This is a genomic window from Actinocrinis sp. (assembly GCF_035650855.1).
Lineage (GTDB): Bacteria > Actinomycetota > Actinomycetes > Streptomycetales > Catenulisporaceae > Actinocrinis.
Genome location: NZ_DASRGV010000293.1, coordinates 1 through 26,568, shown reverse-complemented (window position 1 = coordinate 26,568; position 26,568 = coordinate 1). Strand labels below are relative to the sequence as shown.

Annotated in this window: 33 protein-coding genes; 4 read left to right on the top strand and 29 right to left on the bottom strand. The window is 69.6% G+C overall.

Annotated elements, in window-relative coordinates; all coding sequences use genetic code 11:
• The 5 genes from VFB40_RS21185 to glmS form a co-directional block, all read right to left on the bottom strand.
• On the bottom strand, window positions 1-1,007 hold a 1,007-nt coding region (locus VFB40_RS21185), incomplete at its 3' end, for an alpha/beta fold hydrolase (RefSeq protein ID WP_324853342.1).
• 97 nt (window positions 1,008-1,104) lie between these two features.
• The gene (gene alr / locus VFB40_RS21180; protein ID WP_324853340.1) at window positions 1,105-2,256 is read right to left on the bottom strand and encodes an alanine racemase; all 1,152 of its coding nucleotides are present in this window, start codon (window positions 2,254-2,256) and stop codon (window positions 1,105-1,107) included.
• Window positions 2,256-3,692 (bottom strand): NAD(P)H-hydrate dehydratase, encoded by a 1,437-nt coding sequence (locus VFB40_RS21175; RefSeq protein ID WP_324853339.1) that lies wholly within the window; start codon window positions 3,690-3,692, stop codon window positions 2,256-2,258. Before VFB40_RS21175 ends, alr begins: the two co-directional genes overlap by 1 nt.
• A gap of 29 nt (window positions 3,693-3,721) precedes the next feature.
• Entirely contained in the window at window positions 3,722-4,072 is a 351-nt protein-coding gene (locus VFB40_RS21170) for a holo-ACP synthase (protein WP_324853336.1), read from the bottom strand.
• 40 nt (window positions 4,073-4,112) lie between these two features.
• Entirely contained in the window at window positions 4,113-5,960 is a 1,848-nt protein-coding gene (glmS, locus tag VFB40_RS21165) for a glutamine--fructose-6-phosphate transaminase (isomerizing) (RefSeq protein ID WP_324853334.1), read from the bottom strand.
• A 133-nt stretch (window positions 5,961-6,093) separates the two neighbouring features.
• Between glmS and VFB40_RS21160 the strand changes: the two genes are divergently transcribed.
• From VFB40_RS21160 to VFB40_RS21145, 4 genes are read left to right on the top strand one after another with little or no spacing between them, the layout of a single operon-like run.
• The gene (locus tag VFB40_RS21160) at window positions 6,094-7,032 is read left to right on the top strand and encodes an ABC transporter ATP-binding protein (RefSeq protein WP_324853332.1); all 939 of its coding nucleotides are present in this window, start codon (window positions 6,094-6,096) and stop codon (window positions 7,030-7,032) included.
• 11 nt (window positions 7,033-7,043) lie between these two features.
• Window positions 7,044-8,024, top strand: coding sequence for an ABC transporter permease subunit (locus VFB40_RS21155; protein WP_324853330.1), 981 nt, complete (start codon window positions 7,044-7,046; stop codon window positions 8,022-8,024).
• Window positions 8,021-8,986, top strand: coding sequence for an ABC transporter ATP-binding protein (locus VFB40_RS21150; RefSeq protein ID WP_324853328.1), 966 nt, complete (start codon window positions 8,021-8,023; stop codon window positions 8,984-8,986). The genes VFB40_RS21155 and VFB40_RS21150 overlap by 4 nt, the downstream gene beginning before the upstream one ends.
• A gap of 2 nt (window positions 8,987-8,988) precedes the next feature.
• Window positions 8,989-9,708, top strand: a complete 720-nt coding sequence (locus VFB40_RS21145; RefSeq protein WP_324853326.1) for an ABC transporter permease — start codon at window positions 8,989-8,991, stop codon at window positions 9,706-9,708.
• Window positions 9,709-9,860: 152 nt separating this feature from the next.
• Here the strand turns inward: VFB40_RS21145 and VFB40_RS21140 are convergent, their stop codons facing one another.
• From VFB40_RS21140 to rplF, 24 genes are all read right to left on the bottom strand, one after another.
• Window positions 9,861-10,238, bottom strand: a complete 378-nt coding sequence (locus VFB40_RS21140) for a VOC family protein (protein ID WP_324853324.1) — start codon at window positions 10,236-10,238, stop codon at window positions 9,861-9,863.
• Window positions 10,239-10,441: 203 nt separating this feature from the next.
• Window positions 10,442-10,912 carry an ATP-binding protein gene (locus VFB40_RS21135; protein ID WP_324853322.1) on the bottom strand — a complete coding sequence of 157 codons (471 nt, stop codon included), beginning with the start codon at window positions 10,910-10,912 and terminating at the stop codon, window positions 10,442-10,444.
• The gene (locus tag VFB40_RS21130) at window positions 10,909-11,871 is read right to left on the bottom strand and encodes an NADP-dependent oxidoreductase (RefSeq protein WP_324853320.1); all 963 of its coding nucleotides are present in this window, start codon (window positions 11,869-11,871) and stop codon (window positions 10,909-10,911) included. The genes VFB40_RS21135 and VFB40_RS21130 overlap by 4 nt, the downstream gene beginning before the upstream one ends.
• A 98-nt stretch (window positions 11,872-11,969) precedes the next feature.
• Window positions 11,970-12,620, bottom strand: coding sequence for a class I SAM-dependent methyltransferase (locus VFB40_RS21125; RefSeq protein WP_324853318.1), 651 nt, complete (start codon window positions 12,618-12,620; stop codon window positions 11,970-11,972).
• Between the two features lie 87 nt (window positions 12,621-12,707).
• Window positions 12,708-14,051 carry a phosphoglucosamine mutase gene (gene glmM, locus VFB40_RS21120; protein ID WP_324853316.1) on the bottom strand — a complete coding sequence of 448 codons (1,344 nt, stop codon included), beginning with the start codon at window positions 14,049-14,051 and terminating at the stop codon, window positions 12,708-12,710.
• 134 nt (window positions 14,052-14,185) lie between these two features.
• The gene (gene rpsI / locus VFB40_RS21115) at window positions 14,186-14,689 is read right to left on the bottom strand and encodes a 30S ribosomal protein S9 (RefSeq protein ID WP_349261574.1); all 504 of its coding nucleotides are present in this window, start codon (window positions 14,687-14,689) and stop codon (window positions 14,186-14,188) included.
• A 46-nt stretch (window positions 14,690-14,735) separates the two neighbouring features.
• Window positions 14,736-15,179: a 50S ribosomal protein L13 gene (rplM, locus tag VFB40_RS21110; protein WP_324853314.1), complete on the bottom strand. Its 444-nt coding sequence runs from the start codon at window positions 15,177-15,179 to the stop codon at window positions 14,736-14,738.
• Window positions 15,180-15,448: 269 nt separating this feature from the next.
• Entirely contained in the window at window positions 15,449-16,276 is an 828-nt protein-coding gene (gene truA, locus VFB40_RS21105; RefSeq protein WP_324853311.1) for a tRNA pseudouridine(38-40) synthase TruA, read from the bottom strand.
• Between the two features lie 137 nt (window positions 16,277-16,413).
• Entirely contained in the window at window positions 16,414-17,031 is a 618-nt protein-coding gene (rplQ, locus tag VFB40_RS21100; protein ID WP_349261573.1) for a 50S ribosomal protein L17, read from the bottom strand.
• Window positions 17,032-17,154: 123 nt separating this feature from the next.
• Window positions 17,155-18,177: a DNA-directed RNA polymerase subunit alpha gene (locus VFB40_RS21095; protein WP_324853309.1), complete on the bottom strand. Its 1,023-nt coding sequence runs from the start codon at window positions 18,175-18,177 to the stop codon at window positions 17,155-17,157.
• A 132-nt stretch (window positions 18,178-18,309) separates the two neighbouring features.
• Window positions 18,310-18,936 (bottom strand): 30S ribosomal protein S4, encoded by a 627-nt coding sequence (gene rpsD, locus VFB40_RS21090; protein WP_324853307.1) that lies wholly within the window; start codon window positions 18,934-18,936, stop codon window positions 18,310-18,312.
• A 20-nt stretch (window positions 18,937-18,956) separates the two neighbouring features.
• Window positions 18,957-19,370 (bottom strand): 30S ribosomal protein S11, encoded by a 414-nt coding sequence (rpsK, locus tag VFB40_RS21085; RefSeq protein WP_324853305.1) that lies wholly within the window; start codon window positions 19,368-19,370, stop codon window positions 18,957-18,959.
• A 57-nt stretch (window positions 19,371-19,427) separates the two neighbouring features.
• On the bottom strand, window positions 19,428-19,808 hold the full coding sequence (gene rpsM, locus VFB40_RS21080; RefSeq protein ID WP_324839848.1) for a 30S ribosomal protein S13: 381 nt from the start codon (window positions 19,806-19,808) through the stop codon (window positions 19,428-19,430).
• A gap of 267 nt (window positions 19,809-20,075) precedes the next feature.
• Window positions 20,076-20,189, bottom strand: a complete 114-nt coding sequence (gene rpmJ, locus VFB40_RS21075) for a 50S ribosomal protein L36 (RefSeq protein ID WP_015883600.1) — start codon at window positions 20,187-20,189, stop codon at window positions 20,076-20,078.
• A gap of 41 nt (window positions 20,190-20,230) precedes the next feature.
• Window positions 20,231-20,452 carry a translation initiation factor IF-1 gene (gene infA, locus VFB40_RS21070; protein WP_211468877.1) on the bottom strand — a complete coding sequence of 74 codons (222 nt, stop codon included), beginning with the start codon at window positions 20,450-20,452 and terminating at the stop codon, window positions 20,231-20,233.
• Between the two features lie 213 nt (window positions 20,453-20,665).
• Window positions 20,666-21,286, bottom strand: coding sequence for a DUF1707 SHOCT-like domain-containing protein (locus VFB40_RS21065; RefSeq protein ID WP_324853303.1), 621 nt, complete (start codon window positions 21,284-21,286; stop codon window positions 20,666-20,668).
• Between the two features lie 136 nt (window positions 21,287-21,422).
• Window positions 21,423-22,238, bottom strand: coding sequence for a type I methionyl aminopeptidase (map, locus tag VFB40_RS21060; protein ID WP_324853301.1), 816 nt, complete (start codon window positions 22,236-22,238; stop codon window positions 21,423-21,425).
• 77 nt (window positions 22,239-22,315) lie between these two features.
• A complete protein-coding gene (locus tag VFB40_RS21055; RefSeq protein WP_324853299.1) occupies window positions 22,316-22,966 on the bottom strand; it encodes an adenylate kinase in 651 nt (216 codons plus the stop codon).
• Window positions 22,967-24,295 (bottom strand): preprotein translocase subunit SecY, encoded by a 1,329-nt coding sequence (gene secY, locus VFB40_RS21050; protein ID WP_324853297.1) that lies wholly within the window; start codon window positions 24,293-24,295, stop codon window positions 22,967-22,969.
• 197 nt (window positions 24,296-24,492) lie between these two features.
• On the bottom strand, window positions 24,493-24,957 hold the full coding sequence (rplO, locus tag VFB40_RS21045; protein ID WP_324853295.1) for a 50S ribosomal protein L15: 465 nt from the start codon (window positions 24,955-24,957) through the stop codon (window positions 24,493-24,495).
• A complete protein-coding gene (gene rpmD, locus VFB40_RS21040) occupies window positions 24,957-25,142 on the bottom strand; it encodes a 50S ribosomal protein L30 (RefSeq protein WP_211468871.1) in 186 nt (61 codons plus the stop codon). Before rpmD ends, rplO begins: the two co-directional genes overlap by 1 nt.
• Before the next feature lies 1 nt (window position 25,143).
• Window positions 25,144-25,773: a 30S ribosomal protein S5 gene (rpsE, locus tag VFB40_RS21035; protein ID WP_324853292.1), complete on the bottom strand. Its 630-nt coding sequence runs from the start codon at window positions 25,771-25,773 to the stop codon at window positions 25,144-25,146.
• A gap of 37 nt (window positions 25,774-25,810) precedes the next feature.
• Entirely contained in the window at window positions 25,811-26,194 is a 384-nt protein-coding gene (rplR, locus tag VFB40_RS21030; protein WP_324853290.1) for a 50S ribosomal protein L18, read from the bottom strand.
• 2 nt (window positions 26,195-26,196) lie between these two features.
• The coding region (gene rplF / locus VFB40_RS21025) for a 50S ribosomal protein L6 (protein WP_324853288.1) at window positions 26,197-26,568 on the bottom strand (372 nt) is incomplete at its 5' end.

Genomic DNA, 26,568 nt, shown 5'->3' with positions numbered 1-26,568 from the left:
TCCTTGTCGGCCGCGAGCACCAGCGCCGGCACCCGGTCGAACACCGGCAGCACGTCTGCCTTGTCGTGCTCCCGCAGCACGGTGAAGAACCGGGCGATGACATCGATGGGTGTCGACTGGATCAGCTCCAGCACGAATCGCACTGCTGATTCGGGCGCGTCGGAGCCGAAGGCGTAACGCTTCGCCAGCACCAGCCCGAGGTCGCCGCCGGCCCGCCGGCCCCGCTCCACCAGCGCGCGCTGCCTGGTCAGCAGCTCGAACAGGCTCGGCGCCGCGGTGTGGAACAGCTTCGCGGCCGCCCGCGGCAGGCCGAACTCGAGGTCTTTGAACTCGCCGGCGGAGGTGGCCATCAGCGCCGCGCCGACGACCCGGTCGCCGAACAGCTCCGGATGCGACTCGGCCAGCGCCATCATCGTCATTCCACCCATCGAGTGACCGACGAGGATGATCGGACCGGTCGGACAGGTGGCCTCGATGACCGCGTACAGGTCCTCGCCGGTGACGTTGATGGACAGCTCCGAGCGAGGCTTGAGCGAGTCGGAGCGGCCGTGCCCGCGCTGGTCCCAGAACACCATCCGGTACTCGCCGGAGAACTCGGAGCGCTGGTAGTGCCAGCAGTCCTGGTGCAGGCAGAAACCGTGCGTGAACACCAGCGTCGGCCGCTCCTGCGCCCGAGCCTGGCGCTGCTGCCGGCTCGATGAGCGGCCGGCCCGCTGCCAGTCCACGCTGCGCGGCCAGCCGAACGGGTCGTCCACCTCGACGTACAGCTCGGTACCGTCCGCGGCCATCACCGTCTGCGGTACGCCACGCAACGTGCCGTACGCCTCGCCGGGGTCGTGGATATGCGCCATCCGCCGAACAGCACGGCCGATCGTGTACCGCTCGACCGCGATACCCACGGCCGTACCCGCCGCCGCGACGCCGAATACCGCGCCCACTATGCCCGCGCCGCGTGGGAAGCCGCGCTGGACTTTGCCCTGCGCACCACCTGACGCACCATCAGCCACCGGTCCCGTACCTCTCCGCTGTCCCTGCACCGCTCCTCTACTCAGTTGTTACCCTCCAGTAGGCGTTCATGCCTGGCTAGGAGCGTTTACAACACAGCTACAACACAGCAGAGGCGTTGAGATAGACGCGAGGAACGCGCGGACCGATGCGTGTGACGATTTCGTACGCAATTGTCCCGGTTCTCTCGGCCCAGTCCTGCGCGGTCGGTTCGCCGCGATCACCGGGGCCGAACAGCACGACCTCGTCGCCGACGCCGGCCTCCTGGTCGCCCAGGTCGACGACGAACTGGTCCATGGCGACGCGGCCGGCGATCGTGTGCCGCACTCCGTCGATCCACACCTGCCCGCAGCTGGACGCCGCCCGCGGAATGCCGTCCGCGTAACCGGCCGGCACCAGCCCCAGCCGGGTGCGCTGCGTCGTGTGGTAGGTGTGGCCGTACGAGACACCGTGGCCCGCTTCGACCTGCTTGACCAGGGCGAGCCGCCCCACCAGCGTCATCGCCGGGCGCAGCCCGAAGTCGGCGGCGCTGCCCTCGTCCGGGGCCGGGGAGACGCCGTAGGTGGCCAGGCCACTGCGTACCAGGTCGTAGTGGCTCTCCGGCAGCAGCAGCGCGGCCGGCGAGTTCGCGATGTGCCGCACCTCGGGGCGCAGTCCCGCGCGCTCGGCGATCTGCAGCGCTTCCCGATAGGCAGTCAGCTGGGCGGCGACGGAGGGATGCCTCGGTTCGTCGGCGCATGCGAAGTGCGACCAGAGCCCGGTGACGGTGACGAGGCCGTCCTCCTGCGCCTTGACCGCCTCCTCGACCAGCAGCGGCCAGTCGTGCGGCTGCGCGCCGTTGCGGCCGAGCCCGGTGTCCGCCTTGAGCTGGATCCGCGCGGGTCGGCTGCCCGCGCGCACCGCCTCGGTGACCTCGTCCAGCGCCCACAGCCCCGAGACCGAGACGTCGACGTCGGCCGCGATCAGCTCGCGGAAGGGGTCGCCGGGTGCGTGCAGCCATGTCAGGATCGGCACGCTCAGCCCGGCCGCGCGCAGCGCCAGCGCCTCCTCGGGCAATGCGGTGCCGAGCCACGTCGCCCCGGCCTCTACCGCGGCCCGTGCGCACGGCACCATACCGTGCCCATAGGCGTCGGCCTTCACCACGGCCATTACCTGCGCCGGACCGGCTACCTCACGCATCCGGCGGACGTTGGAGCGGACCGCGGCGAGATCGATCCTGGCTTCCAAACGCGCCTGCTCACCGGTGCTCATCACTGGAGATTGTGCCAGGCCCGCGGCAGGGCGGCGAGCAGGTCACCGGCGGCGATCGGCCCCTTGCCGTGCGCGATTCTTCCGGCGAGGCCGTGCAGGTACGCGCCGACGCTCGCGGCGTCCAGCGGCCGCAGCCCGGCCGCGAGCAGTCCGCCGATCAGCCCGGCCAGCACGTCCCCGCTGCCGGCCGTCGCCAGCGCCGCCGTGCCCGTCGGATTCGCCCGCACCGTCCCGCCGCCCGGCTCCGCGACCAGCGTCGTCGAGCCCTTCAGCAGCACTGTCGCGCCGCGCTCGTCGGCAAGTCGGCGCACGAAATCCAGCCGCCGCGCCTCCACGTCCGCGCGCTCCACACCGAGCAGTCGCGCCGCCTCACCAGCGTGCGGCGTGAGCACGATCCGCTCCCCCAGCTCCCCCTCGCCCAGATATCCGAGTGCCCCCGCGTCGAGCACCGCGGGCAGCCCACTCGCTACGACCTGCTTGGTCCGCTCCGCCGCGAAGTCGTCCCCGACCGGGAATCCGCTGCCACACACCCATGCCTGCACGCGGCCCGCATCTCCCGGCAGCTCCTTCTCAATCAGGAGCTCGGGCCAGCGCCGCAGCACCTCTTCCCCTACCGCACGCGGACCTGAGTACCGCACGGCTCCCACTCCGGCCCGCAACGCACCGCCGACCGCGAGCATCCCGGCCCCCGGATACTCGACCGACCCGCAGGCGACACCGACCACGCCACGCGCGTACTTGTCCGCGTCACGTCGCGGCCGCGGCAGCAGCTGCGCAACGTCCGCGGCCTGCAACGCTTCCACGGCCGCAGGCTCGGGCAAGGCGGTCAGCCCGATATCGACGAACTCCACCACTCCGGCCCGCGCGGCCGCCGGATCGATCAGCAATCCCGGCTTGTACGCGCCGAACGTCACCGTGACGTCCGCGTTCACGCACACGCCCGAGACCTGTCCACTGTCGGCATCGACTCCGCTCGGCAGGTCCACCGCGAGAACCGGCGCGCCCGAGGCTTGCGCCGCCTCGGCCAGCTCGGCGGCCCGTCCGCGCAGCCCGCCCTTCCCGCCGATCCCTAACATGCCGTCAATGATCAGATCGGCGTCTTCGAGCTTTTCCGCGTAATCGACGCGGCCCCCGGCCTCTCGCAGCGCCGCGAGTCCGCCCGCGTGTGCGCGCGTCTCGTCGGCCAACACCGCCGCGACCTTCGCGCCGCGACGCGCCAGCCTCGCCCCCGCGTACAGCGCGTCGCCGCCGTTGTCCCCAACGCCGACCAGCAGCGCGACCCGTGCGCCGTAGACGCCCCCGCCCTCGCGCAGAATCCGCACGGCCGCTGTCGCCAGGCCGGCCGCGGCGCGCTGCATCAACGCACCCTGCGGTAGCTGTGCCATGAGGTCGGCTTCGGCATGCCTGATCGCTTCAACGTGATACGCACGGCGCATGCACCGACTCTATGCGGTTCTGCGGCCCGTCAGCGCTCCGCGACGACCACCGCGGACGCGATTCCCGCATCGTGACTGAGCGACAGATGCAGGTTCACCACACCCAGTTCCGCCGCGCGAGCCGCCACCGTCCCGCGCACCACGAGCAGCGGCCTTCCGGTGGCCTCGCTGATGACCTCGGCGTCTTGCCAGTGCATGTTGCCCGGGGCGCCGAGCGCCTTCGCCAACGCCTCCTTCGCCGCGAACCTGGCAGCGAGGGAGGCGATCTTCAGGTGCCGCTCGCCTGCGGTGAACAGCCGCTCGGCCATGCCCGGGGTGCGCTCAAGCGTCGCCTCGAAGCGCGCGACGTCGACCACGTCGATGCCGATGCCGACGATCACGCCGCCGCCCCGGCGGTCACCGCGGCCGCCACTTCGGCCGTCACTCCACTGTCACCGACTTGGCCAGGTTGCGCGGCTGGTCCACGTCCAGGCCCTTGGCGTCGGCCAGCGCGCAGGCGAAGACCTGCAGCGGCACGGTGGCCACCAGCGGCTGCAGCAGCGTGGGCAGCTCCGGCACGCGGATCAGCGTGTCCGCGTACGGCTCCACCGCGTCATCGCCGTCCTGCGCGATCACGATCGTCTTCGCGCCGCGGGCCCGGATCTCCTGGATGTTCGAGACGATCTTGTCGTGCAGCAGCGGCCGGGAGGGCGGCGGCACCACGACCACGACCGGCAGGTCCTGCTCGATCAGCGCGATCGGCCCGTGCTTGAGCTCACCGGCGGCGAAACCCTCGGCGTGCACGTAGGCCAGCTCCTTGAGCTTCAGCGCGCCCTCCAGCGCCACCGGGAAGCCGACATGGCGGCCGAGGAACAGCACGCGGCCCTCGTCCTTCAGCGCCCGACCGAGCTCACGAACCGGCTCCATGCGCTCGAGCGTCTCGGCGACCTTCGCCGGGGCCGAAGCCAGCTGTGCGAGCAGCGCCTTGATCTCGTCCTCGTACTTCTCCCCGCGCACCTGCGCCAGGTAGAGACCCACCAGGTAACAGGCGATCAGCTGGGTGAGGAAAGCCTTCGTCGACGCGACCGCGATCTCCGGCCCGCCGTGCGTGTACACGACCGCGTCCGATTCGCGCGGAATGGTCGCGCCGTTCGTGTTGCAGATCGCGAGCACCCGCGCGTGCTGGTCGCGGGCGTGCCGCAGCGCCATCAACGTGTCCGCGGTCTCGCCGCTCTGCGAGATCGCGATCACCAGCGTGTCCCGGGTCAGGATCGGGTCCCGGTACCGGAACTCGGAGGCCAGCTCGACCTCGACCGGGATCCGGGTCCAGTGCTCGACCGCGTACTTGGCGATCAGCCCGGCGTGGAACGCGGTGCCCGCAGCGATCACCACGATCTTGTCGACGCTGCGCAGCTCTTCCTCGCTCATCCGCATCTCGTCGAGCACGAGCTTGCCGCTCGCTGAGACCCGGCCGAGCAGCGTGTCCGCCACCGCCTGGGGCTGCTCGTCGATCTCCTTGAGCATGAAGTACGGGTAGCCGCTCTTCTCCGCGGCCTTCACGTCCCAGTCCACGTGGAAGTGGCGCGCTTCCACTTCCGCGCCGTCGAAGTCGGTGACCCTCGCCCCGCTCCGGCGCACCTCCACCACCTGCGCCTGGCCGAGCTCGATCGCCTCGCGGGTGTGCCCGATGAAGCCGGCCACGTCGCTGCACAGGAACGCCTCGCCGTCCCCGACGCCCACGACCAGCGGCGAGTTCAGCCGCGCGCCGACCACCACGTCGGGCACGTCCGCGTGCACGGCCACGAGCGTGAACGCCCCGTGCAGCCTGCGGCACACACGGCGCATCGCCTCGGCCAGGTCACGACCGCTCGGCTCGAACTCCGCCGCGAGCAGATGCGCGACGACCTCTGTGTCGGTCTCGCTGCGCAGCTCCACGCCGGCCGCGGTCAGCTCGGCCCGCAGCACCGCGTAGTTCTCGATGATCCCGTTGTGCACGACCGCGACCCGGTTAGCCGTGTCGAAGTGCGGATGCGCGTTGCCGTCGGTGGGGCCGCCGTGCGTCGCCCAACGCGTGTGCCCTAGCCCCACGGTCGCCGCGGGCAGCGGCCGCTCGGACAGCTCCTTCTCCAAGTTGGCCAGCTTCCCGGCCTTCTTGCGCCCCTCCAGCGCGCCGCCGTGCAGCACGGCGACGCCCGCGGAGTCGTAGCCGCGGTACTCAAGCCGCCGCAGACCTTCCAAGACGACGTCGAGCGCCGGCTTCCCACCCACGTAACCCACGATTCCGCACATGCCAGCCACCCTACCGGGCCGCTCTCCGGAGAAACCCCTACTCCCGGTAAGGGACGGTCATCCCGCAGGCGGAGGCGGGGAACCAGTCCCGAAACTGACGCCGTCCGACCCGGCTACGCACTACGGTGTCCGCGTGTCAGTCATCGAGACGCGAGACCTCGGCAAACGCTACCCGGGCGGCGTGACCGCGCTGACCGGGCTCACGCTGGCCGTCGAACCCGGCATCACCGGCCTGGTCGGGGCGAACGGAGCCGGCAAGTCCACCCTCATCAAGATCCTGCTCGGCCTGCTGGCGCCGACCGACGGGACCGCGCGGGTGCTCGGCCACGACTCCCGCACCGACGGGGAGCTGATCCGCGCCCGGGTCGGCTACATGCCGGAGCACGACTGCCTGCCCCCGGACGTGACGGCGACCGAGTTCGTCACCCACCTGGGCCGGATGAGCGGGCTGCCGGCGACCGCCGCGAAGGAGCAGGCCGCGGAAGCACTGCGCCATGTCGGCCTGCACGAGGAGCGCTACCGGCAGATCGGCACCTTCTCCACCGGCATGAAGCAGCGCGTGAAGCTGGCCCAAGCCCTCGTCGGCGACCCCGGGCTGCTGCTTCTCGACGAGCCGACCAACGGGCTCGACCCGGCCGGCCGCGACGCGATGCTGGCGCTGATCCACCGCATCGGCACCGAGTTCGGCATCGCGGTCATGGTGGCCTCGCACCTGCTCAGCGAGATCGAGCGGATCTGCGACCAGCTGGTGGCGATCGAGGGCGGCAGGCTGCTGCGCGCCGCGACGCTCTCCTCGATGACGCAGAACGTGCCCTGGCTCGCCGTCGAGGTGGAGGAAGGCGCCGACGCGCTCGCCGCGCACCTGGCCTCCCTCGGCCTGACCGTGCGCACGGAGAACCGCGCCCTGCTCGTCCCGGTGCGCGACGACGCCGTCTTCGACCTCGTGCGCGACGCGATCGCCGATCTCGGCCTGCCGCTGAACCGGATGGAGCACCGGCGCCACCACGTCGAAGAGCTCTTCGCCACCCCGCCCGCGCCCGCCCTCGTCCCCGCAGCGGAGCCCCAGCCGTGACCACGCCAGCCATGACCACAGACAGCGTCATCCACGACATCGGCTACAAGCCGTACACCGGCCCGCGCCTCGGCCGCGGCCACATCCTGCGCTCGCTGTACTGGTTCAGCCTGCGCGCGGCGTTCGGGTTCGGCCGCGGCGCCCGCGCCCGGATCATTCCGCTGGGCGGCTTCGCCGCGATGCTGCTGCCGGCTGCGATCTCGATCTACAAGGTCGCCTCGGTCGGCGGCGATCCGGTGCTGACCTACTCGCACTACGCGTACAGCATGTCGCTGTTCCTGATCGTGTTCGTCGCGGTCGCCGCGCCGGAGCTGGTATCGCGCGACCTGCGCCACCACACTCTCCCGCTCTACTTCTCCCGACCGCTGCGCCGCTCGGACTATCCCCTGGCCAAGCTGCTCGCCCTCGCCACCGCGATCTTCCTCTTCGAGGCGCTGCCGCTGATCGTCATGTACCTGGGCACCGTCGCGTCGAGCACATCCGGAACCGGCGTCTGGGACCAAACCAAGGCGCTGGTGCCCGGCCTGCTGGTCGCCTTCGCCTACGGCGCCGCGTTCGCGCCGCTCACGCTGCTGATCGCCTCGTCGACCGGCCGCCGCGCGATCGCCACCGGCGCCATCGCGATCCTGTTCCTGGCCACCACCGCGATCTCGCACGTGTTCGAGTCCGTAGGTACCCACTCCGACGGTCCGCCGCCGCCCCCGCCGTCCTCGTCCTCCGCCCAGTCCGACCAGACCGGCCAGCTCCAGCAGTCAGACGACGGGCCGCCCTTCAAGGAGAACTTCACCTACGACTCGGTGGCGCGCTACGGCGGCCTGGTGGACCCGCTCCGACTCGTCGAGGGCACCCGGATCTGGGCACTGCACGCGACCGACGCCAACATGCCCGACCCCAAGGGCGCCGGCCCGCTCTACGGCGCCGAACTGCTCCTGCTGACCGGGCTGACCACCGGCGGCCTGTTCCTGCGGTACCGGAAGGTTGGCGTCGCATGAGCATCCCAGTCCCGGGCAACACGGCCCCGAGCAACACAGCCCCGACCAACACAGCCCTCGTCGAACTGCGCAACACCACCCGCTGGTACGGGAACGTGGTCGCGGTCAACGACATCACCATGACCCTCGGTCCCGGCGTGACCGGCCTGCTCGGCCCCAACGGCGCCGGAAAATCAACCCTGCTGCACATGATCTCCGGCTTCCTGGAGCCGTCGCGGGGCACGGTCACGATCGGCGCAGTCGCCCCCTGGCGCAACGCGGACATCTTCCGCACGGTGGGCCTGGTCCCGGAACGCGACTCGGTCTACGCGTTCCTCACCGCCCGCGAGTTCGTCATCGCCTCCGCGAAGCTCCACAAACTCCCGGACCCCGCCGCTGCAGCCGAGCGCGCCCTCACCATGGTTGAGCTGATGGAAGCCGCCGACCGCCCGATCGATACGTACTCCAAGGGCATGCGCCAGCGCGCCAAGGTCGCGGCGGCCCTCGTGCACGAACCGCAGGTCCTCCTGCTCGACGAGCCGTTCAACGGCATGGACCCGCGCCAGCGCCTGCACATGATGGATCTGCTGCGCGGCCTCGGCCGCTCCGGCAAGACGATTCTGTTCTCCTCACACATCCTCGAAGAGGTCGAACGGCTCGCCGACACGGTCCAGGTCGTGGTCGCCGGTCGCCTCGCGGCTTCGGGCGATTACCGCAGCATCAGGCGCCTGATGACCAACCGGCCGCACGTCTTCGTGGTGCGCACCACGGACGACCGCGCCCTCGCCAAGGCCCTCATCTCGTCCCAGGCCGTGCAGGGCGTGAACCTGACCACCACGGGCCTTGAGGTGCACGCGAGCGACCACGGCACGTTCACCCGTCAGCTCGCGGGGGTCAGCCGGGAGGCGGGGATCGGGCTGCGCGAGGTCATCCCGGCCGACGAATCGCTCGAATCAGTCTTCGCATACCTCGTGGGGGCCTAGGCATGTTCAACCCGACCATCGCCGGAATCACGCTGCGTGCGCTGCTCGGCCGCAAGCGGGTCTTCCTGCTGGCGATCCCCGGCGCCGTGCTGCTGATCATCACCATCGCGCTGAAGGCGGACCACAACGCCTCGACCAGCTGGCCCGCCGAGGTGCTCGGACGGGTCGGATTCAGCGCCCTGCTACCGCTCACCGCGCTGATCGTGGGCACGTCGGTCCTCGGCGCGGAGATCGACGACAGCTCCATCCTGCACCTGCTCGCCACGCCGGTCTCCCGCCGGTCGATCATCTTCACCAAGACGGTGATCGCCGCTCTGGTCACGCTGCTGTTCGCCGCGGTCCCCGAATTCGTCGCCGGCGTGATCGCCACCGGCAAGGCAGGCGCGTTCGCCACCGGCCTCGGCGTCGGCGCGGTCCTCGGCTCGATCGTCTACACCGCGGTGTTCGTCCTGATCTCGACGATCACCAGGCACCCCGTGGCATTCGCGCTCGCCTACGTGGCCGTGTGGGAAGGCCTGGTCACGAACCTGGTGTCCGGCGCGAAGTACCTGTCCGCCGAGCAGTACGCCCTGGGCGTGGCCAACTCGATCGCGAAGGACAGCGCACTGGACGCGCACCTGACCGCCACCACCGCCGTGATCCTGGCAGCCATCGCGACCGCCGCCGCCGTCTCCTACGCGGGCAACCGGCTGCGCTCCTTCCGCCTCACCGGCGACGCCTGATCGATCGAAGCGGACGCACGCGCCACTTACGCATCGGCCCGGCCACGGATCATCCCCGCGGCCGGGCCGACGCACGAGTCCCGTTTCCCGGCCCACCCTCCCGCCCCCGCTCCGCTTCGCACCCTCGCTGACGCTCGGCCGCTGCGCTGCCATCAGTCCCGCACGAGGCAGAACGGGTGCCCAGCCGGATCCGCGAAAATACGCCAACTCCGCTTTCCGCTGCCCTCGTCGAGCAGCGTGGCGCCCAGTTTGAGGGCAGCTTCCTGAGCACGATCCAAATCCTCGACGCCCAGGTCCAGGTGGAATTGCTGGGGACAAGCGGGGTCCGGCCACGACGGCGGCCGATGGTCTTCCACGCGCTGGAACGCCAGCACGAATCCGCCGTCGAGATGGAGCGTCGCCCAGCCGTCGCCGAGTGACCATCGCGGATCTGGCCGGTTCACCACGCCGCCCAGAAGCGACTGGTAGAACCCGGACAACTCGGCTACGTCGGCACAGTCCAGCACCACACACTGCAACTTCGCGATCATGCGCGCAGCATCTCACGACACTGGATCGACACAACGAGGCTGCCGCCCGGCTCAGCCGCCTATCCGGGATCGGGGCCGTGGCCTTCTGGGTGTACAGCTCCGGACGCCCTGTCCGTGATCGCGTACCGCGACGACCATCACGGGGCCATCGCCCAAGCCCTCCACCTGGATCCGGCCTGCCTGTGCGGAGAACTCGACTAGGCCTACGACAACACGTGGGCCAGCACGGCATCGGCGATTTCTGTTACGGGAACCGTCGTGACCACCTCAAGCGTGGCGGACGCGCGCAGCAACGGCTCCACTGTCTCAACGTACTCGAGCGTCTCAGCCAGCTCAGCGGGATCCTTGCCGTAAGGGTTCGTGGTGCGATTCGTGAGCCGATCGGTCAGCACCTCGAGTGGGGCGCTGAGCAGCACGATGTGGTCGAACCACGGGTAGAACGCACCTTGGTTGCGCGTGGTGCCTTGCACAAACAGCACGCCGCCATCGTCACCGCTCGAAGCCTCGCGTAAGAGTGCTTCGATCCGCTCCGGCCGCCACAGCCGCTCTCCATCGAGGATTTCGTAGTAGCCGCCGTAGTCGGTGTCCACCGTTCGATATCCCCGCGCGGCAAGCTCCTCGAGCAGTGTGGATTTTCCGGTCCCTGACATGCCCGTGACCAGCACACGCTTCATGGCGTCACGATGAGGACGAGCTTTCCGGTGGTGCGGTCGGTTTCGCCGTGGGCGTGGGCCTCGGCGGCCTCGGCGAGTGGGTACGCCGCGTCGATGTGCGCGCGGAGGCGGCCCTGTTCGGCGAGTTGGGCGATGGCTCGCATGCCCGCCTGGTCGGCCTCGACGAGCATTCCTTCGAGGCGGACACCGAGGGCGGCTGCCTTCTGCGCGGCGGCGTCGGTGGTCGGCAGGATCGCGACCAGGGTGCCGCCCTTGCGCAGGACGTCCAGCGAGCGGGTCGTGTTCTCGCCGGCGAGGGGGTCGAGGACGACGTCGATGTTGTCGACGGCTTGGGTGAAGTCCGTCGTTCGGTAGTCGATGAGCTCGTCGGCGCCCAGTTCGCGCAGCAGGTCGTGCTTGCCTGCGCTGGCCGTGCCGATGACGTATGCGCCGCGCGCCTTCGCGATCTGCACCGCCAGGTGGCCGACTCCGCCCGCTGCGGCGTGAATCAGCACTCGTTGTCCGGGCTGGACGTCTGCGGTGTCGACCAGTGCCTGGTACGCGGTGAGCGCCGCGAGAGGCAGGGCACCGGCCTGCACGAAGTCGATGTTGGCCGGCTTGCGGGTGAAGCAGCGAGCGGCGGCTTTGGCGTATTCGGCATAGGCGCCCGCGCCGTGCGGGTAGGGCAGCATGCCGAATACCTCGTCACCCGGCTTGAACAGCGTGACGCCGCGACTGACCTGCTCGACGACTCCGGCGACGTCCCAGCCGAGCACCGGGATGGGCTCGCGCAGCCACGGGAGGCCCGCGCGGTGTTTCCAGTCGGTCGGGTTGACGCCCGCCACGCGGACGCGGACGACGATTTCGCTCGTGTCGGGTTGCGGCCGCGGCCGTTCGACCTCCTTGAGCACCTCCGGACCGCCGAAGACGTCCTGGCTCATGGCGCGCATCGTCGCGCCGGTGTCAGTGTTTTCCGTCATGGCTCCAGCCTGCTTGCGGCTCGCGATTCACCGCAAGTGCGTCGCGCCTGCCTGCCGATAGCCGCGCGCTCACTCACGACGGCTGGCGGGCTGGTGGTTCAGGCCGTCTTGACCGCGATCAACGATTTCGCGAGCCCGCCGAGCCGCTCCGCGCGCACGGTGGAGTGCGGGAAGTAGTACGCCATCTCGGTGCGGCTCAGCAGCTCCACCCACATCGCGACGCGCAGCGCGGTAGCCCGGTCCTCCGGCGGCGTGTGCACCAGCGGCCAGCGGCGCACCAGGCGCACCCGCGCGGCGAGCGGCAGGAACTGGAAGCCGGGGAAGAGGAAGTGCGGCTCGACCGGGAAGTAGCGGTACGGGGTCTGGACCCAGTGGCGCGGCGCCAGTTCGTGCACCACGTCGGCGAACCGCTGGCGCCGCTCATGGCCGCCGACATGTTCGAGCACCGAGTTGGAGAACACCAGGTCGTACTCGCCCTTGCGCACGTGCTCGGGCAGCTCGCAGGCGTCGCCCTGCTCCTCGGTGATCCACTCCGGCGCGGTACCGGTCGGCTTCTCCAGGTTGACGACGCACACGTGCGCCGGGCGGACCGGAGCGCGCAGCCAGGACTCCGCCCTGCCGCCCAGGTCGATCACCGACATCGACGCTATGTCGGGGAAGGCCTGCTGAAACCACTCCCAGCGCCGCGCCCTGGCCTTCGCGCCGAGCGACGTCGGCGAGTCCACGAACCGTTCGCGCACACCGCGCATCCCCACCATGGTGACCCCCTCCGGGGAAACACTGCCACAAGAAGCAGCCGCGGAGATATGTTTCGGCGAACTTGGCGGCGGCGCGCGTTAGGAGAGCGCCTCGCGCACGACGCCGGCGAGCCGGTGCGCGATCGATTCGGCCAGGTCGTGCGACTCGGCCTCGACCATCACCCGGACCATCGGCTCGGTGCCGGAGGGGCGCAGGAGCACGCGGCCCGACTCGCCGAGTTCGGCCTCTGCCGCGCTGACGGCCGCGCTGATCTGCGTGGCGGAATGGACCCGGGACTTGTCCACGCCCTTCACGTTGACCAGGACCTGCGGCAGGCGGCGCATGACGGCCGCGAGCTCGCCGAGCGGCTTGCCGGTTTCCGCGACCCGGGCGAGCAGGTGCAGGCCGGTGAGCACGCCGTCACCGGTGTTCGCGTGGTCGAGCAGAATGACGTGCCCGGACTGCTCGCCGCCGATCGACAGGCCGGCCGAGCGCATCGCTTCGAGCACGTATCGGTCCCCGACGGCGGTCTCGACGACGTGCACGCCCTCGCGCTCCATGGCGATCTTGAAGCCGAGGTTGGCCATCACGGTCGCGACCACGGTGTCCTTGGCCAGATCGCCGTGCTCGCGCAGTGTGAGGGCGAGTATCGCAATGATCTGATCACCGTCGACGACCTCGCCCGACGCGTCCACGGCGAGGCAGCGGTCCGCGTCGCCGTCGTGCGCGATGCCGGCGTCCGCCTGGTGTTCGAGCACTGCCGCGCGCAGCAGGTCCAGGTGGGTGCTTCCGCAGCCGTCGTTGATGTTGAGGCCGTCGGGCTGCACGCCGATTTCGATGACCTCGGCACCGAGCCTGCGGAGCGCCTCGGGGGAAACGCGGAAGGCGGCGCCGTGTGCTTCGTCGACGACGACCTTGAGGCCGTCGAGGCGGTTGGGCACGGTGGAGAGCAGGTAGTCGACGTACCGCTGCTCGCCGTCCGGCAGGTCGGTGATCCGTCCCACTCCCGCGCCCACCGGCCGGTCCCACTGTTCGCCGATCCGCGCCTCGATGGCCTCCTCCACCTCGTCGGCCAGCTTCAGGCCGCCGCGGGAGAAGAACTTGATCCCGTTGTCCGGCGCCGGATTGTGGCTCGCGGAGAGCATCACGCCGAGGTCTACGCCGAGGGATTCGGTGAGATGGGCGACGGCGGGGGTGGGCAGGATCCCCACCCGGATCACGTCGACGCCGGCCGAGGCCAGGCCGGCGGATACCGCGGCCTCGAGGAATTCGCCGGAGGCCCGCGGGTCGCGCCCGACCACGGCGCGCGGCCGGTGCCCGGCGAAGGTGCCCAGTTCGGCCAGCACGTGCGCCGCGGCGATCGACAGGTCGAGCGCCAGCTCCGCGGTCAGCTCGCGATTGGCGAGGCCGCGCACGCCGTCGGTGCCGAAAAGTCGGGCCATGGTCCGAACCCCCAAGAGATGGACGTGTGGGAAATTCCAGTTACCGGCGGGAAAACGAACAACCCCACCGTACGCGAGACGCGCACGGCGGGGTCGCACGTGAAGCCGTCAGCAAAGCCGCGCCAGGGTGGCGACTAGCGCTTGCTGTACTGCGGGGCCTTGCGGGCCTTCTTGAGACCGGCCTTCTTGCGTTCCTTCACCCGGGCGTCCCGGGTCAGGAAGCCGGCCTTCTTCAGCACCGGGCGGTTGGTCTCGGTGTCGGCCTCGTTCAGGGCGCGGGCGATGCCCAGGCGCAGCGCACCGGCCTGGCCGGAGATGCCGCCGCCGTCGATGCGGGCGATCACGTCGTAGCGGCCGTCGAGCTCCAGCACGTGGAAGGGCTCGTTGACCTCCTGCTGGTGCACCTTGTTCGGGAAGTACGAGTCGAGCGAGCGACCGTTGATCTTCCACTGGCCGGAGCCGGGGATGATCCGGACGCGGGCCACGGCCTCCTTGCGGCGGCCGGTGCCGGCCGCGGCGACGGTGGCGGAGATCTGGCGGGCGGGGGCCGAGGCCGGGGCGGACTCGGTGGTGTAGCTCTCGGGGGCGTCGTCCTCGTCGAAGACCTCGGCCTCGACGTCGGCGGTCAGTTCAGACACAGCCGCGAACTCCTTTTTCGATCGGGAAGATTGTTAGCGGCAGTGGTTACTGCGCGACCTGGGACAGCGCGAACGGCTCGGGCTTCTGCGCCGCGTGCGGGTGCTCGGGACCGCCGTAGACCTTCAGCTTCTTGAGCATCTGACGGCCGAGGCTGTTCTTCGGCAGCATGCCGCGCACGGCCTTCTCGACGGCCTTGCGGGAGTCCTTGTCGATCAGGTCGCCGTACTTGACGGCGCGCAGACCGCCCGGGTATCCGGAGTGCCGGTAGGCCATCTTGTCCTCGCGCTTGTTCCCGGACAGGTAGACCTTGTCGGCGTTGACGATGATGACGAAGTCGCCGGTGTCCACGTGCGGCGCGAACTGCGGCTTGTGCTTTCCGCGCAGCAGGACCGCGGTCTGGCTGGCCAGCCGGCCGAGGACGACGTCAGCGGCGTCGATGACGTACCACTTCTGCTCGACCTCGCCGGGCTTGGGGGTGTACGTGGACACGGGATCGCCTTCGCTCGTGATGAATGCCTGGAATGAGGTCCCGTAGGGCGGCACGACCGACACCTACGGCATCAGGCACCGTGCCCTCCCGGTTTCTTCGGTGGCGCCGTCGCTGACGGCTTCCGAAGTCCGGGCGCGCGCCGCGAGAAGGCGGCGAAACGCGGAACACACAACGAGAATGGATTCTACCTGAGACTTGACGACCAGCCAAAACGGGCGACGGGTGCCCGTTGGCCCAGGTCAGCCGGTCGACCCGGATCGGCCTCGGGTCAGCACAGGCTGCGCATGCGGCGGGCTTCGAGCGCGCGGGCGGCGAGTTCGGAATCGGCGGGGTAGCGGACTTCCTCGAGGGACAGGCCGTGCGGGGGCACCACGTTCACGCCGGGGTGGCGGGCGAGGCTGCCCAGGACCTCGGCGGGGAATTCGGCAGGTCGGCGCCCGTCGCCGACCATGAGCAGGGCCGCGACGAGGGCCCGGACCATCGAGTGGCAGAAGGCGTCGGCCTCGACGGTGGCCTCGACCTCGTCGGGCCGGGTGCGTTCCCAGCGCAGGTTCAGCAGACGCCTGATGGTGGTCGCACCCTCACGCTTCTTGCAGTACGCGGCGAAGTCGTGCTCGCCGAGCATGAGGGCGGCGGCGGTGTTCATGGCGTCGACGTCCAACTGGTGCGCGTGCCAGAGGACGAAGCGGCGACGCACGGGCTCGACGCCGTACCGCGAGTCGCCGACGCGGTACACATACCGGCGAGAGAGGGCGGCGAAGCGTGCGTCGAAGTCCGTCGGTGCCTCAGTGACGCGCCAGACGCGGACGTCCATCGGCAGCTTGCCGGACAGGCGGTAGAGCAGTTTGTCCGCGTGAACCTTCCACGTGCCGGTCGGCAGGTCGACGTGAGCGACCTGGCCCGACGCGTGCACGCCGGCGTCGGTGCGGCCGGCGACGGTGAGCTGCGCGGGCTCGGCTAGGCGCAGAACCGCGGTAAGAGCCTCTTCCACGGTGCCCTGGACCGTGCGCACCCCGGAGCGCTGCCGGGCCCAGCCGGCGAACTCGGTGCCGTCGTAGGACAGGTCCAAGCGGATGCGGGTCGTGGCGGCGGTCACTGCTCGGTGCTCTCCGGAGGCGGTCGGCGGGGAGAAACAATGCGAAGCGGGCGAGAGCGTGATGCTCCCGCCCGCTCGGCCGGCTCCGGGTCGGTAGCGCCCCGGGACCGTTGCTGACTCGAAGTCAGTATTGCTGGTTACTCGGACTTCTCGGCGTCGGACTTCTCAGCGTCGGACTCCTCGGCGGCAGCCTCGGTCTCCTCGGCCTCGGTGTCGTCCGCGGAAGCCTCGAGCTCGGTGTCCTCGGTCGTCTCGTCCTCGACCTCGGCGTCCTCGATCTCGTCGGCGACCGGAGCCGCCGGCTTGGCCTGCGCCTCCTTGACCGCGCGACGGGTGGCCGCGGTGGCCTCGTCGGTCGCCTGCTGCGCGACCGTGCGGGCCTCGACCAGCTCGATCCGGGCCATCGGGGCGTTGTCGCCGCGACGCGGGCCGAGCTTGATGATCCGGGTGTAGCCGCCGGGGCGCTCCGCGTACTGCGGCCCGAGCTCCTCGAACAGCTTGGCGATCACGCCGCCGCCGTCGTAGAACGCGGAGTTGCGGATCTCCAGCGCGGCCATCACCTGGCGGCGGTTGTGCAGGCCGCCCTTGCGGGCCTTGGTGATCAGCGGCTCCACGAACGGACGCAGCTCGCGCGCCTTCGCCTGGGTCGTGGTGATCCCGCCGTGCTCGATCAGGGACTTGGCCAGGTTCGCCAGCATGTGCTTCTGGTGCGAGCCGGACCCGCCGAGGCGGGGTCCCTTCTTCGGGGTGGGCATTTCTCATTCTCCTTGTGGTTCCTGCGCCGGCCGACTGCGTTGCGCGTGCTCTTCACGAGCGGCGAACCGTGGTACCGACGCAGTCCCGGGGCCCTCGGATCGGGCCCCGGACGCGTATGCCTTCTAGTACTGCTCGGTCTCGGCGTAGCCGAGGTCGTCGTCCTCGCTGCCGTAGGCCTCGGCCAGGGCGAGCGACGGGTCGAATCCGGGCGGGGAGTCCTTCAGGGCCAGGCCCATGGTGTGCAGCTTGGCCTTGACCTCGTCGATGGACTTGGCACCGAAGTTGCGGATGTCCAGCAGGTCCGCCTCGGAGCGCGCGACCAGCTCGCCCACGGTGTGGATGCCCTCGCGCTTGAGGCAGTTGTAGGAGCGGACGGTCAGCTCCAGCTCCTCGATCGGCAGCGCCAGGTCGGCGGCCAGCGCGGCGTCCGTCGGGGACGGGCCCATGTCGATGCCCTCGGCCTCGACGTTGAGCTCGCGGGCCAGGCCGAACAGCTCGACCAGGGTCTTGCCGGCCGAGGCGACCGCGTCGCGCGGACGCAGGCACGGCTTGGTCTCGACGTCGACGACCAGCTTGTCGAAGTCGGTGCGCTGCTCGACGCGGGTGGCCTGCACCTCGTACTTGACGATCAGCACCGGGGAGTAGATCGAGTCGACCGGGATGCGGCCGATCTCCTGCCCGGCCTGCTTGTTCTGCACCGCCGAGACGTAGCCGCGGCCGCGCTCGACCGTCAGCTCCATCTCCAGCTTGCCCTTGCCGTTGAGCGTGGCCAGGACCAGCTCGGGGTTGTGCACCTCGACGCCGGCCGGCGGGGCGATGTCCGCGGCGGTGACGATGCCGGGGCCCTGCTTGCGCAGGTACATGACCACCGGCTCGTCGTGCTCGGAGGAGACGACCAGGCCCTTGATGTTCAGGATCAGGTCGGTGACGTCCTCCTTGACGCCCGGGATGGTCTGGAACTCGTGCAGCACGCCGTCGATGCGGATGCTGGTGACGGCCGCGCCCGGGATCGAGGAGAGCAGGGTGCGGCGCAGGGAGTTGCCGAGGGTGTAACCGAATCCGGGCTCCAGCGGTTCGATGGTGAACCGGGAGCGGAACTCGTCGACGACTTCCTCGGTCAGCGTGGGACGCTGAGCGATGAGCAATGGAACCTCCGTGATAGTGGGCGCCCGCTATTTGACGCCCTCCATGCACGCCCCTACGGAACGTGCCGTTGGGGTGCCACTCCAGAGTAACCCCTGGAGCGACACCCCGATGATGCAATCGTGCTCTACGGCTTACTTGGAGTAGAGCTCGACGATCAGCTGTTCCTGGACCTGCGTGTCGATCACCTGACGGGCCGGCAGCGAGTGCACCAGGATGCGCATGCGGGACGGGACGACCTCGAGCCACGCCGGGACGATGCGGTCGCCGGCCTCGGCGCGAGCGACCACGAACGGGGTCAGCTCCTGCGAGTCCTTGCGGACCTCGACGATGTCGTTCTCCTTGACCCGCATCGACGGGATGTCCGCCTTGTGGCCGTTGAGCAGGATGTGGCCGTGCCGCACCAGCTGGCGGGCGTGGTCGCGGGACTTGGCGAAGCCCGCGCGGTACACCACGTTGTCCAGCCGGGACTCGAGGATGCGCAGCAGGTTCTCGCCGGTCTTGCCCTGCTTGCGGTTGGCTTCCTCGTAGTAGCCGCGGAACTGCTTCTCCAGGACGCCGTAGATGCGCGCGCACTTCTGCTTCTCGCGCATCTGCAGCAGGTACTCGCTGTCCTTGGTCCGGCCGCGGCCGTGCTCACCCGGCGGGTAGGGACGGATCTCGATGGGGCACTTGGCCGACTCACACTTGGCGCCCTTGAGGAAGAGCTTGGTCTTCTCGCGGCGGCACCGCTTGCAGTCGGGTCCGATGTAACGGGCCATTTCCTTCTATCTCCTGGGTCTCAGACGCGGCGGCGCTTCGGCGGACGGCAGCCGTTGTGCGGGGACGGGGTCACATCGTTGATGGACCCGACCTCAAGGCCGGTCTGCTGCAGCGAACGGATCGCGGTCTCGCGGCCGGAGCCCGGACCCTTGACGAACACGTCGACCTTGCGCATGCCGTGCTCCATGGCGCGGCGGGCGGCGGCCTCTGCGGTCATCTGCGCGGCGAAGGGCGTCGACTTGCGCGAGCCCTTGAAGCCGACCTGGCCGGAGCTGGCCCAGGAGATCACGTTGCCCTGCGGGTCCGTGATCGAGACGATCGTGTTGTTGAACGTGCTCTTGATGTGCGCGTGCCCGTGGGCGACGTTCTTCTTCTCCTTGCGGCGCACCTTGTTCTTGGCGGCGCCCGCGGCCTGTCGGCTCTTGGGAGGCATCTAGCAGTACTCCAAGTGAGGTGATCGGTCCACGCTGTCTCGGGGGACCGCGGTGGACTACTTCTTGCCCGGCTTCTTCTTGCCGGCGATGGCGCGGCGCGGGCCCTTGCGGGTACGCGCGTTGGTGTGCGTGCGCTGGCCGCGCACCGGGAGTCCGCGGCGGTGGCGCAGACCCTGGTAGCAGCCGATCTCCATCTTCCGGCGGATGTCGGCGGCGACCTCGCGGCGGAGGTCACCCTCGATCTTGTAGTTGCCGTCGATCCAGTCGCGCAGCTTGATCAGGTCGTCTTCGGACAGGTCCTTCACCCGGACATCCGGGGAGACACCGGCTCCGGCGCAGGTGGCCTGCGCGCGGGTACGGCCGATGCCGTAGATGTAGGTCAGGGCGATCTCCAGCCGCTTCTCGCGGGGGAGGTCGACTCCGACGAGGCGTGCCATCTCGGCAAGCTCCTTCAGTTCAATCGCGGAGGTCTGGCGCGGCACCGTTCCTGTCCTGTGCCGATTGGTTCAGCACTGCACAGAAAGGTCCCCGGCCTCCGTGCCGGGGGTGGCGTCCGGGTTGACGGAGCCCTACGCGGGGTAGGACACCATCGCCCGGGGTCGGGATGCCGCGCTCTTACGGGTGCTGGACGTCATCGCAGACGACGAGCAAGCGCGCGTGGACTCACCAGAGTACTGCTACGCACAGCGCGCACCGGGCCGAGATCAGCCCTGGCGCTGCTTGTGCCGCAGGTTCTCGCAGATCACCATGACCCGGCCGTGACGGCGGATCACCTTGCACTTGTCGCAGATCGGCTTGACGCTCGGCTTGACCTTCATATCAGGCCCCTTCGAGCGATCGAGATCGCGGACGATATTGGTTACTTGTACCGGTACACGATCCGGCCGCGGGTCAGGTCGTACGGGCTGAGCTCGACGACGACCCGGTCGTCAGGGAGGATCCGGATGTAGTGCATCCGCATCTTCCCGCTGATGTGCGCGAGAACCTTGTGCCCGTTCTGCAGCTCAACCCGGAACATGGCGTTGGGCAGAGACTCGACGACGGTGCCCTCGATCTCGATGGCCCCTTCTTTCTTGGGCATGTCCTCGCTTCTTCAGTAGACGACTACGTGCGGCGGTCGCAGGACCGACGAGCCAGTTTACGCCGCGGCCCGCGCAAAACACCAATCGGCGGATCAGCAGATGAACGAGCGCACGCCGACGGGAACTCGGGCTCGCAACCGCAGGTGGAACGCGGCGACCGGCCGCCCTATTCCGGCGAGCTCATCAGGGCCCGGGGTTGAGGCGGCGCCGGGTCAGCGGCGGGTCAGGGTGCGGCGCAGGGTCGCGGTCTTGATCGCCTTGAGCACCGTGAGGAAGCCGAGGATCCCGATCGGCCAGATCGGCCAGAAGTCGCTGAAGCCGCTGCTGCTGGTCACCCCGGCCATGAACCAGATCCCGGTCAGCAGCGCGGACAGCACGGCCCAGCCGACGAAGCCGGAGGCGATCGGGGCGTTCGCCCGGCGCTCGAGGCGGGCCTGGTACCGCTGCTGGCGCAGCTGCTCGCGCGCCGCGATCTTCTGCGTCTTCCAGGTCATCGCGGCGCCGACCAGCGCGTCGACGATCTCGTTGCCGGAGCCCGGCCGATCACTGACGCCGGTCCGCGGCCACGAGCCGGACCAGGGCGGCGCGTCCTGCGGGGGCGGCGGGCCGAATCCGGCGCCGCGCGAGCGGGCGCCGAGGTCCACCGGCAGATCCCGGGTCAGCTGGGCGAGTTCCCCGTAGGTCTTGGCGGCGTAGGCCGCGCTCATCCGCTGCTCGAACTCGTCCATGGTGAGCCGGCCGTCGGCCGTGTGCTGCCTGAGCTGCTCCACGATCCGCTCGCGGTCGGCATCCGACGCCCGGAGGTTCGGGTCCGGCACCCCACCTTGCGACATATCGCGAGTGTAGCGCGGGAAATCGGACTGTGCGACGGGCGGGTGGCATCGTCTTGCCGGGGCGGTGCGCCCTGATTCGACAGGCGCAGCGCCACGGCAATCAGGCCTGCCGGGCCTTGATCGTGAGTGCCGAGCGCTACGGGTGGACCGGGACGCCGAGCTCGGTGAGCTTCGCCTTGCCGCCGTCGAAGGCGGTGGTCACCCACAGGCCCTGCGCGGTGATCGCCACCGTGTGCTCGAAGTGCGCCGCGCTCGAGCCGTCCCTGGTCACCACGGTCCAGCCGTCGGACAGCTCCATGGTCTGCTTCTGGCCGAGCGTCAGCATCGGCTCGATCGCCAGGGCCATGCCGACCTGCATGCGCGGGCCGCGGTCCATGGTGCGGTGGTTGAAGACCAGCGGGTCCATGTGCATCTGCGAGCCGATCCCGTGCCCGCCGTAGCCCTCCACGATGCCGTAGAGGCCCTGCTTGCGCACGTAGCCCTGAATCGCGCGACCGATGTTGTTGAGCCGCTCACCGGCCTTGATCGCGGCGATGCCCTGCCACATCGACTCCTCGGTGACCCGCATCAGCTCGGTCAGCGCCGGGTCGACCTCGCCGCAGGCCACGGTGATCGCCGAGTCGCCGTGCCAGCCCTCGTAGATGGCCCCGCAGTCGATGGAGACGATGTCGCCGTCGCGTACCACCTGGTCGCCGGGGATGCCGTGCACGATCTCGTGGTTGATCGAGGCGCAGATGACGCCGGGGAAGGCCGGGGCGCCGTGCCCGCCGCCGTAGCCCTTGAACGAGGGCACCGCGTCCTGCGAGCGGATCGACTCCTCGGCCAGCGCGTCCAGCTTGGCGGTGGTGACCCCGTCCTTGACCTCGCCGCGCAGCAGCTCGAGGGTGCGCGCCACCACCAGGCCGGCCTCGCGCATCAGCGCGAACTGCTCTTCGGTCTTCAGTTCAACCATGGTTCGGGTGCTCGGCGTTCGTTAGCGCGGCAGTGCTGCCGGGTTCGGGGAGGGTGGCCAGGTTCGGGGGCTCGGGCTCAGCGGTCGTTCAGGGCGGCCAGCGCGCGCTCGGTGACCTCGTCCAGAGACCCCATCGCGTCGATGGTGGACAGCAGGCCGTGCTCCGCGTAGAAGCCGACGATCGGCGCGGTCTCCCGCTCGTAGACGGCCAGCCGCTCGCGGACCGTCTCCTCCTTGTCGTCGTCGCGCTGGTACAGCTCGCCGCCGCACACGTCGCACACGCCCGGCACCTTCGGCTGCTGGAAGTCCACGTGGAAGATGTGCGTGGAGTCGTTGCGGCACAGCCGGCGCCCGGCGATCCGCTTGACCACCTCGTCGTTGTCCACGACCAGTTCCAGCACCACGTCGAGCTTCGTGCCGAGCCCGACCAGGATCGACTCGAGCTCCTCGGCCTGCGCCACGTTGCGCGGGAAGCCGTCGAGCAGGAAGCCGCCCGCCACGTCCGGGTCGGCCAGCCGGTCGCGCACCATGCCGATCGTGATGGAGTCCGGGACCAGCAGCCCCTTGTCCATGTACCCCTTCGCCTCGAGGCCGAGCGGCGTGCCGGCCCCGACGTTGGCGCGGAAAATGTCCCCGGTGGAGATCGCCGGGATGGCCAGCCTCCCGGCGATGATCTTGGCCTGGGTCCCCTTTCCCGCACCGGGGGGGCCGACCAGCACGATACGCATCTAGCGCAGGAACCCTTCGTAGTTGTGCTGCTGCAACTGGCTCTCGATCTGCTTGACCGTCTCCAGGCCCACGCCCACGATGATCAGGATCGAGGTACCGCCGAAGGGGAACTTGCTGCCTGTGTGGAACTCGGCCAGGGCGATCATCGGGATGATCGAGATCAGCGCCAGGTAGAGCGCGCCGGGCCAGGTGATCCGGGTCAGGATGTAGTTCAGGTATTCGGCGGTCGGCTTGCCCGCGCGGATGCCCGGAATGAAGCCGCCGTACTTCTTCATATTGTCCGCAACCTCGTCCGGGTTAAACGTGATCGCGACGTAGAAGAAGGCGAAGAACAGGATCAGCAGGAAGTAGGCGACCGAGTAGTACAGCGAGTAGCCGTTGTTCGTCAGCCCCAGCTCCTGGCGGACCCAGGTGGACCAGTGGTGCGTGCCGTTGGGGTCGGCGAACTGGGCGACCAGCACGGGCAGCTGCAGCAGCGAGGAGGCGAAGATGACCGGGATGACGCCGGCCTGGTTCACCTTGATCGGGATGTAGGTCGAGGAGCCGCCGTACATGCGCCGGCCGACCTGCTTCTTCGCGTACTGGACCGGGATGCGCCGCTGGCCCTGCTCGATGAAGACCACGAAGCCGACCAGGATGCAGCCCATCGCGATGATGCCGAGGAAGACCACCCAGCCGCCGCCGAGCTTGGAGGTCTCCTTGATGGCCCACAGCGAGCCGGGGAAGCCGGAGGCGATCGAGGTGAAGATCAGCAGCGACATGCCGTTGCCGATGCCCCGGTCGGTGATCAGCTCGCCCAGCCACATGATGATCGAGGTGCCCGCCACCATCACCATGACCATGAACACCATGGCCTTGGTGTCCACCGAGGGGTAGATGATCTGCTGGGTGCAGCCGGAGATCAGGTTGCTCGGCGAGTACTTCGCGGTGGCCAGCAGACCGGTGGACTGCAGGATCGCCAGCCCCACGGTCAGGTACCTGGTGTACTGGGTGATCTTCGTCTGGCCGGCCTGGCCCTCCTTCTTGAGGGTCTCGAGCCGGGGGATCACCACAGTCAGCAGCTGCAGGATGATCGACGCGGTGATGTACGGCATGATGCCGAGCGCGAAGACCGAAAGTTGCAGCAGCGCGCCGCCGGAGAACAGGTTGATCAGGCCGAGACCGCCGGTCGTTCCGGCGCCGGAGACGCAGGAGCGGATCGCGGCGGTGTCCACGCCCGGCGTCGGGATGTGCGATCCCAGCCGGAACAGGAACATGACCCCCAGTGTGAAGAGCAGCTTCTTGCGCAGGTCCGGAGTCCGGAAGGCCCGGGCAAAGGCAGTGAGCACAGTTCCTCCTGCGCTACCCCGTCGGGCCGTGCGGCGCCCGGCGGTTGCGTGACGGTTTGAGTCTGTTCAGGGACAAGGCTGAACAACCGGGCATCGCCTCGGCTCGCGACATCTTACGCACGAAGTGCGCGGCAAGGCGATACTCGTACGGGCGAAGGCCCGTTTCCGGGCGTCCGGAAACGGGCCTTCGAACCCTGCTACAGCTCCTCGGTGGAGCCGCCGGCGGCGGCGATCTTCGCCTTGGCGGAGGCCGAGTAGGCGTCCACCTTGACGTTCAGCGCCACCGCGATGTCGCCGGTGCCGAGCACCTTGACCAGCTCGTTCTTGCGCACCGCGCCCTTGGCGACCAGGTCGTCCTTGGTGACCTCGCCGCCCTGCGGGTACAGCTCGGCGAGCTTGGCCAGGTTGACCACCTGGTACTCGACGCGGAACCGGTTCTTGAAGCCCTTGAGCTTCGGAAGCCGCATGTGCAGCGGCATCTGGCCGCCCTCGAAGCGGTCCGGAACCTGGTAGCGCGCCTTGGTGCCCTTGGTACCGCGGCCCGCGGTCTTACCCTTCGAGCCCTCACCGCGGCCGACCCGGGTCTTGGCGGTCTTCGCGCCAGGGGCCGGCTTGAGGTGGTGGACCTTGAGGACGTGCGTCTTCTGCGTCTCTTCGGGCATCAGTCCTCAACCTCCTCGACCACGACGAGGTGGCGGACGGTGTGGACCATGCCGCGGATCTCCGGCCGGTCCTCCTTGATGACCGAGTGGTTGATCCGCTTGAGGCCCAGGGACCGCAGCGTCTCGCGGTGGTTCTGCTTGGTGCCGATCTTGGAGCGGACCTGCGTGACCTTCAGCTTCGCCATGTCACGCCCCCACTCCCGCGCGGGCGCGCAGCAGGGCGGCCGGGGCCACGTCCTCGAGCGGCAGGCCGCGGCGGGCGGCGATCTCCTCGGGCCGGACGAGGCCCTTGAGCGCCGCCACCGTGGCGTGCACGATGTTGATCGGGTTGTCCGAGCCGAGCGACTTGGACAGCACGTCGTGCACACCGGCGCACTCGAGCACCGCGCGCACCGGTCCGCCGGCGATGACGCCGGTACCGGCCGAGGCGGGCTTGAGCAGCACGACGCCCGCGGCGTCCTCGCCGGTGATCGGGTGCGGGATGGTGCCCTGGATCCGCGGCACCTTGAAGAAGTGCTTCTTGGCCTCCTCGACGCCCTTGGCGATCGCCGCGGGCACCTCCTTGGCCTTGCCGTAGCCGACACCGACCGTGCCGTCGCCGTCGCCGACGACGACCAGGGCGGTGAAGCTGAACCGCCGGCCGCCCTTGACGACCTTGGCGACCCGGTTGATGGTCACGACCCGCTCTACGTACGCGGTCTTCTCCGCGGCGGGCGCGGCGTCCTGGTTACGGCGGTCGCGGCGTTCCCGACGCTCGCCGCCCTCACCGCCGCGGCCGCCGCCGGCGCCGCCTCCGCGACGCTGCTGGGGAGGCATCAGGAATCCCTCTTTTCGCTGCTGTCGATTCGGTACATCAGAACTCCAGTCCGGCCTCGCGGGCGCCCTCGGCGACCGCGGCGACCCGGCCGTGGTACTTGTAGCCGGCCCGGTCGAAGACGACCGTGTCGACCCCGGCCGCCTTGGCCCGCTCGCCGACCAGCTTGCCGACCTCACGGGACAGGTCAGTCTTGCTGCCGTCGGCGGTGCGCAGCCCGGCCTCCAGGGTGGAGGCGGAGGCGAGGGTGTGGCCGAGCTTGTCGTTGACGACCTGCGCCACGATGTGCCGGTTGGACCGGGTGATGACGAGACGCGGACGCTCCGCGGTGCCGTTGACCCGCTTGCGCACACGGATGTGCCGACGCTTGCGCGCGACCGACTTCTTCGCGTCGCCCTTGGCGATCTTCACGCTGTACGGCATGGCTACTTACCGGCCTTTCCGACCTTGCGGCGGATGACCTCACCCTGGTACCGCACGCCCTTGGCCTTGTACGGGTCCGGCTTGCGCAGCTTGCGGATGTTGGCCGCGACCTCGCCGACCTTCTGCTTGTCGATGCCCGAGACCACGAAGCGGGTCGGGGCCTCCACCCGGAAGGAGATGCCCTCCGGGGCGGCGACCGTGATCGGGTGCGAGTAGCCGAGGGCGAACTCCAGGTTGCTGCCCTTGGCCTGAACCCGGTAGCCGACGCCGACGATCTCCAGCGTCTTGCTGTAGCCCTGCGTCACCCCGACGACCATGTTGTTGATCAGCGACCGGGTGAGGCCGTGCAGGGCCCGGATCGGGCCGTCGTCGGT

Bases quoted from the DNA above. Each gene is read 5' to 3' on its own strand.
- alr (WP_324853340.1), bottom strand. From the start codon at position 2,256: ATGAGCACCGGTGAGCAGGCGCGTTTGGAAGCCAGGATCGATCTCGCC.
- VFB40_RS21175 (WP_324853339.1), bottom strand. From the start codon at position 3,692: ATGCGCCGTGCGTATCACGTTGAAGCGATCAGGCATGCCGAAGCCGAC.
- glmS (WP_324853334.1), bottom strand. From the start codon at position 5,960: ATGTGCGGAATCGTGGGTTACGTGGGTGGGAAGCCGGCGCTCGACGTC.
- VFB40_RS21155 (WP_324853330.1), top strand. From the start codon at position 7,044: ATGACCACAGACAGCGTCATCCACGACATCGGCTACAAGCCGTACACC.
- VFB40_RS21150 (WP_324853328.1), top strand. From the start codon at position 8,021: ATGAGCATCCCAGTCCCGGGCAACACGGCCCCGAGCAACACAGCCCCG.
- VFB40_RS21145 (WP_324853326.1), top strand. From the start codon at position 8,989: ATGTTCAACCCGACCATCGCCGGAATCACGCTGCGTGCGCTGCTCGGC.
- VFB40_RS21140 (WP_324853324.1), bottom strand. From the start codon at position 10,238: ATGATCGCGAAGTTGCAGTGTGTGGTGCTGGACTGTGCCGACGTAGCC.
- VFB40_RS21135 (WP_324853322.1), bottom strand. From the start codon at position 10,912: ATGAAGCGTGTGCTGGTCACGGGCATGTCAGGGACCGGAAAATCCACA.
- VFB40_RS21130 (WP_324853320.1), bottom strand. From the start codon at position 11,871: ATGACGGAAAACACTGACACCGGCGCGACGATGCGCGCCATGAGCCAG.
- VFB40_RS21125 (WP_324853318.1), bottom strand. From the start codon at position 12,620: ATGCGCGGTGTGCGCGAACGGTTCGTGGACTCGCCGACGTCGCTCGGC.
- glmM (WP_324853316.1), bottom strand. From the start codon at position 14,051: ATGGCCCGACTTTTCGGCACCGACGGCGTGCGCGGCCTCGCCAATCGC.
- rplQ (WP_349261573.1), bottom strand. From the start codon at position 17,031: ATGCCCACCCCGAAGAAGGGACCCCGCCTCGGCGGGTCCGGCTCGCAC.
- rpsD (WP_324853307.1), bottom strand. From the start codon at position 18,936: ATGGCCCGTTACATCGGACCCGACTGCAAGCGGTGCCGCCGCGAGAAG.
- rpsK (WP_324853305.1), bottom strand. From the start codon at position 19,370: ATGCCTCCCAAGAGCCGACAGGCCGCGGGCGCCGCCAAGAACAAGGTG.
- rpsM (WP_324839848.1), bottom strand. From the start codon at position 19,808: ATGGCACGCCTCGTCGGAGTCGACCTCCCCCGCGAGAAGCGGCTGGAG.
- rpmJ (WP_015883600.1), bottom strand. From the start codon at position 20,189: ATGAAGGTCAAGCCGAGCGTCAAGCCGATCTGCGACAAGTGCAAGGTG.
- infA (WP_211468877.1), bottom strand. From the start codon at position 20,452: ATGCCCAAGAAAGAAGGGGCCATCGAGATCGAGGGCACCGTCGTCGAG.
- VFB40_RS21065 (WP_324853303.1), bottom strand. From the start codon at position 21,286: ATGTCGCAAGGTGGGGTGCCGGACCCGAACCTCCGGGCGTCGGATGCC.
- map (WP_324853301.1), bottom strand. From the start codon at position 22,238: ATGGTTGAACTGAAGACCGAAGAGCAGTTCGCGCTGATGCGCGAGGCC.
- VFB40_RS21055 (WP_324853299.1), bottom strand. From the start codon at position 22,966: ATGCGTATCGTGCTGGTCGGCCCCCCCGGTGCGGGAAAGGGGACCCAG.
- rplO (WP_324853295.1), bottom strand. From the start codon at position 24,957: ATGCCCGAAGAGACGCAGAAGACGCACGTCCTCAAGGTCCACCACCTC.
- rpmD (WP_211468871.1), bottom strand. From the start codon at position 25,142: ATGGCGAAGCTGAAGGTCACGCAGGTCCGCTCCAAGATCGGCACCAAG.
- rpsE (WP_324853292.1), bottom strand. From the start codon at position 25,773: ATGCCTCCCCAGCAGCGTCGCGGAGGCGGCGCCGGCGGCGGCCGCGGC.
- rplR (WP_324853290.1), bottom strand. From the start codon at position 26,194: ATGCCGTACAGCGTGAAGATCGCCAAGGGCGACGCGAAGAAGTCGGTC.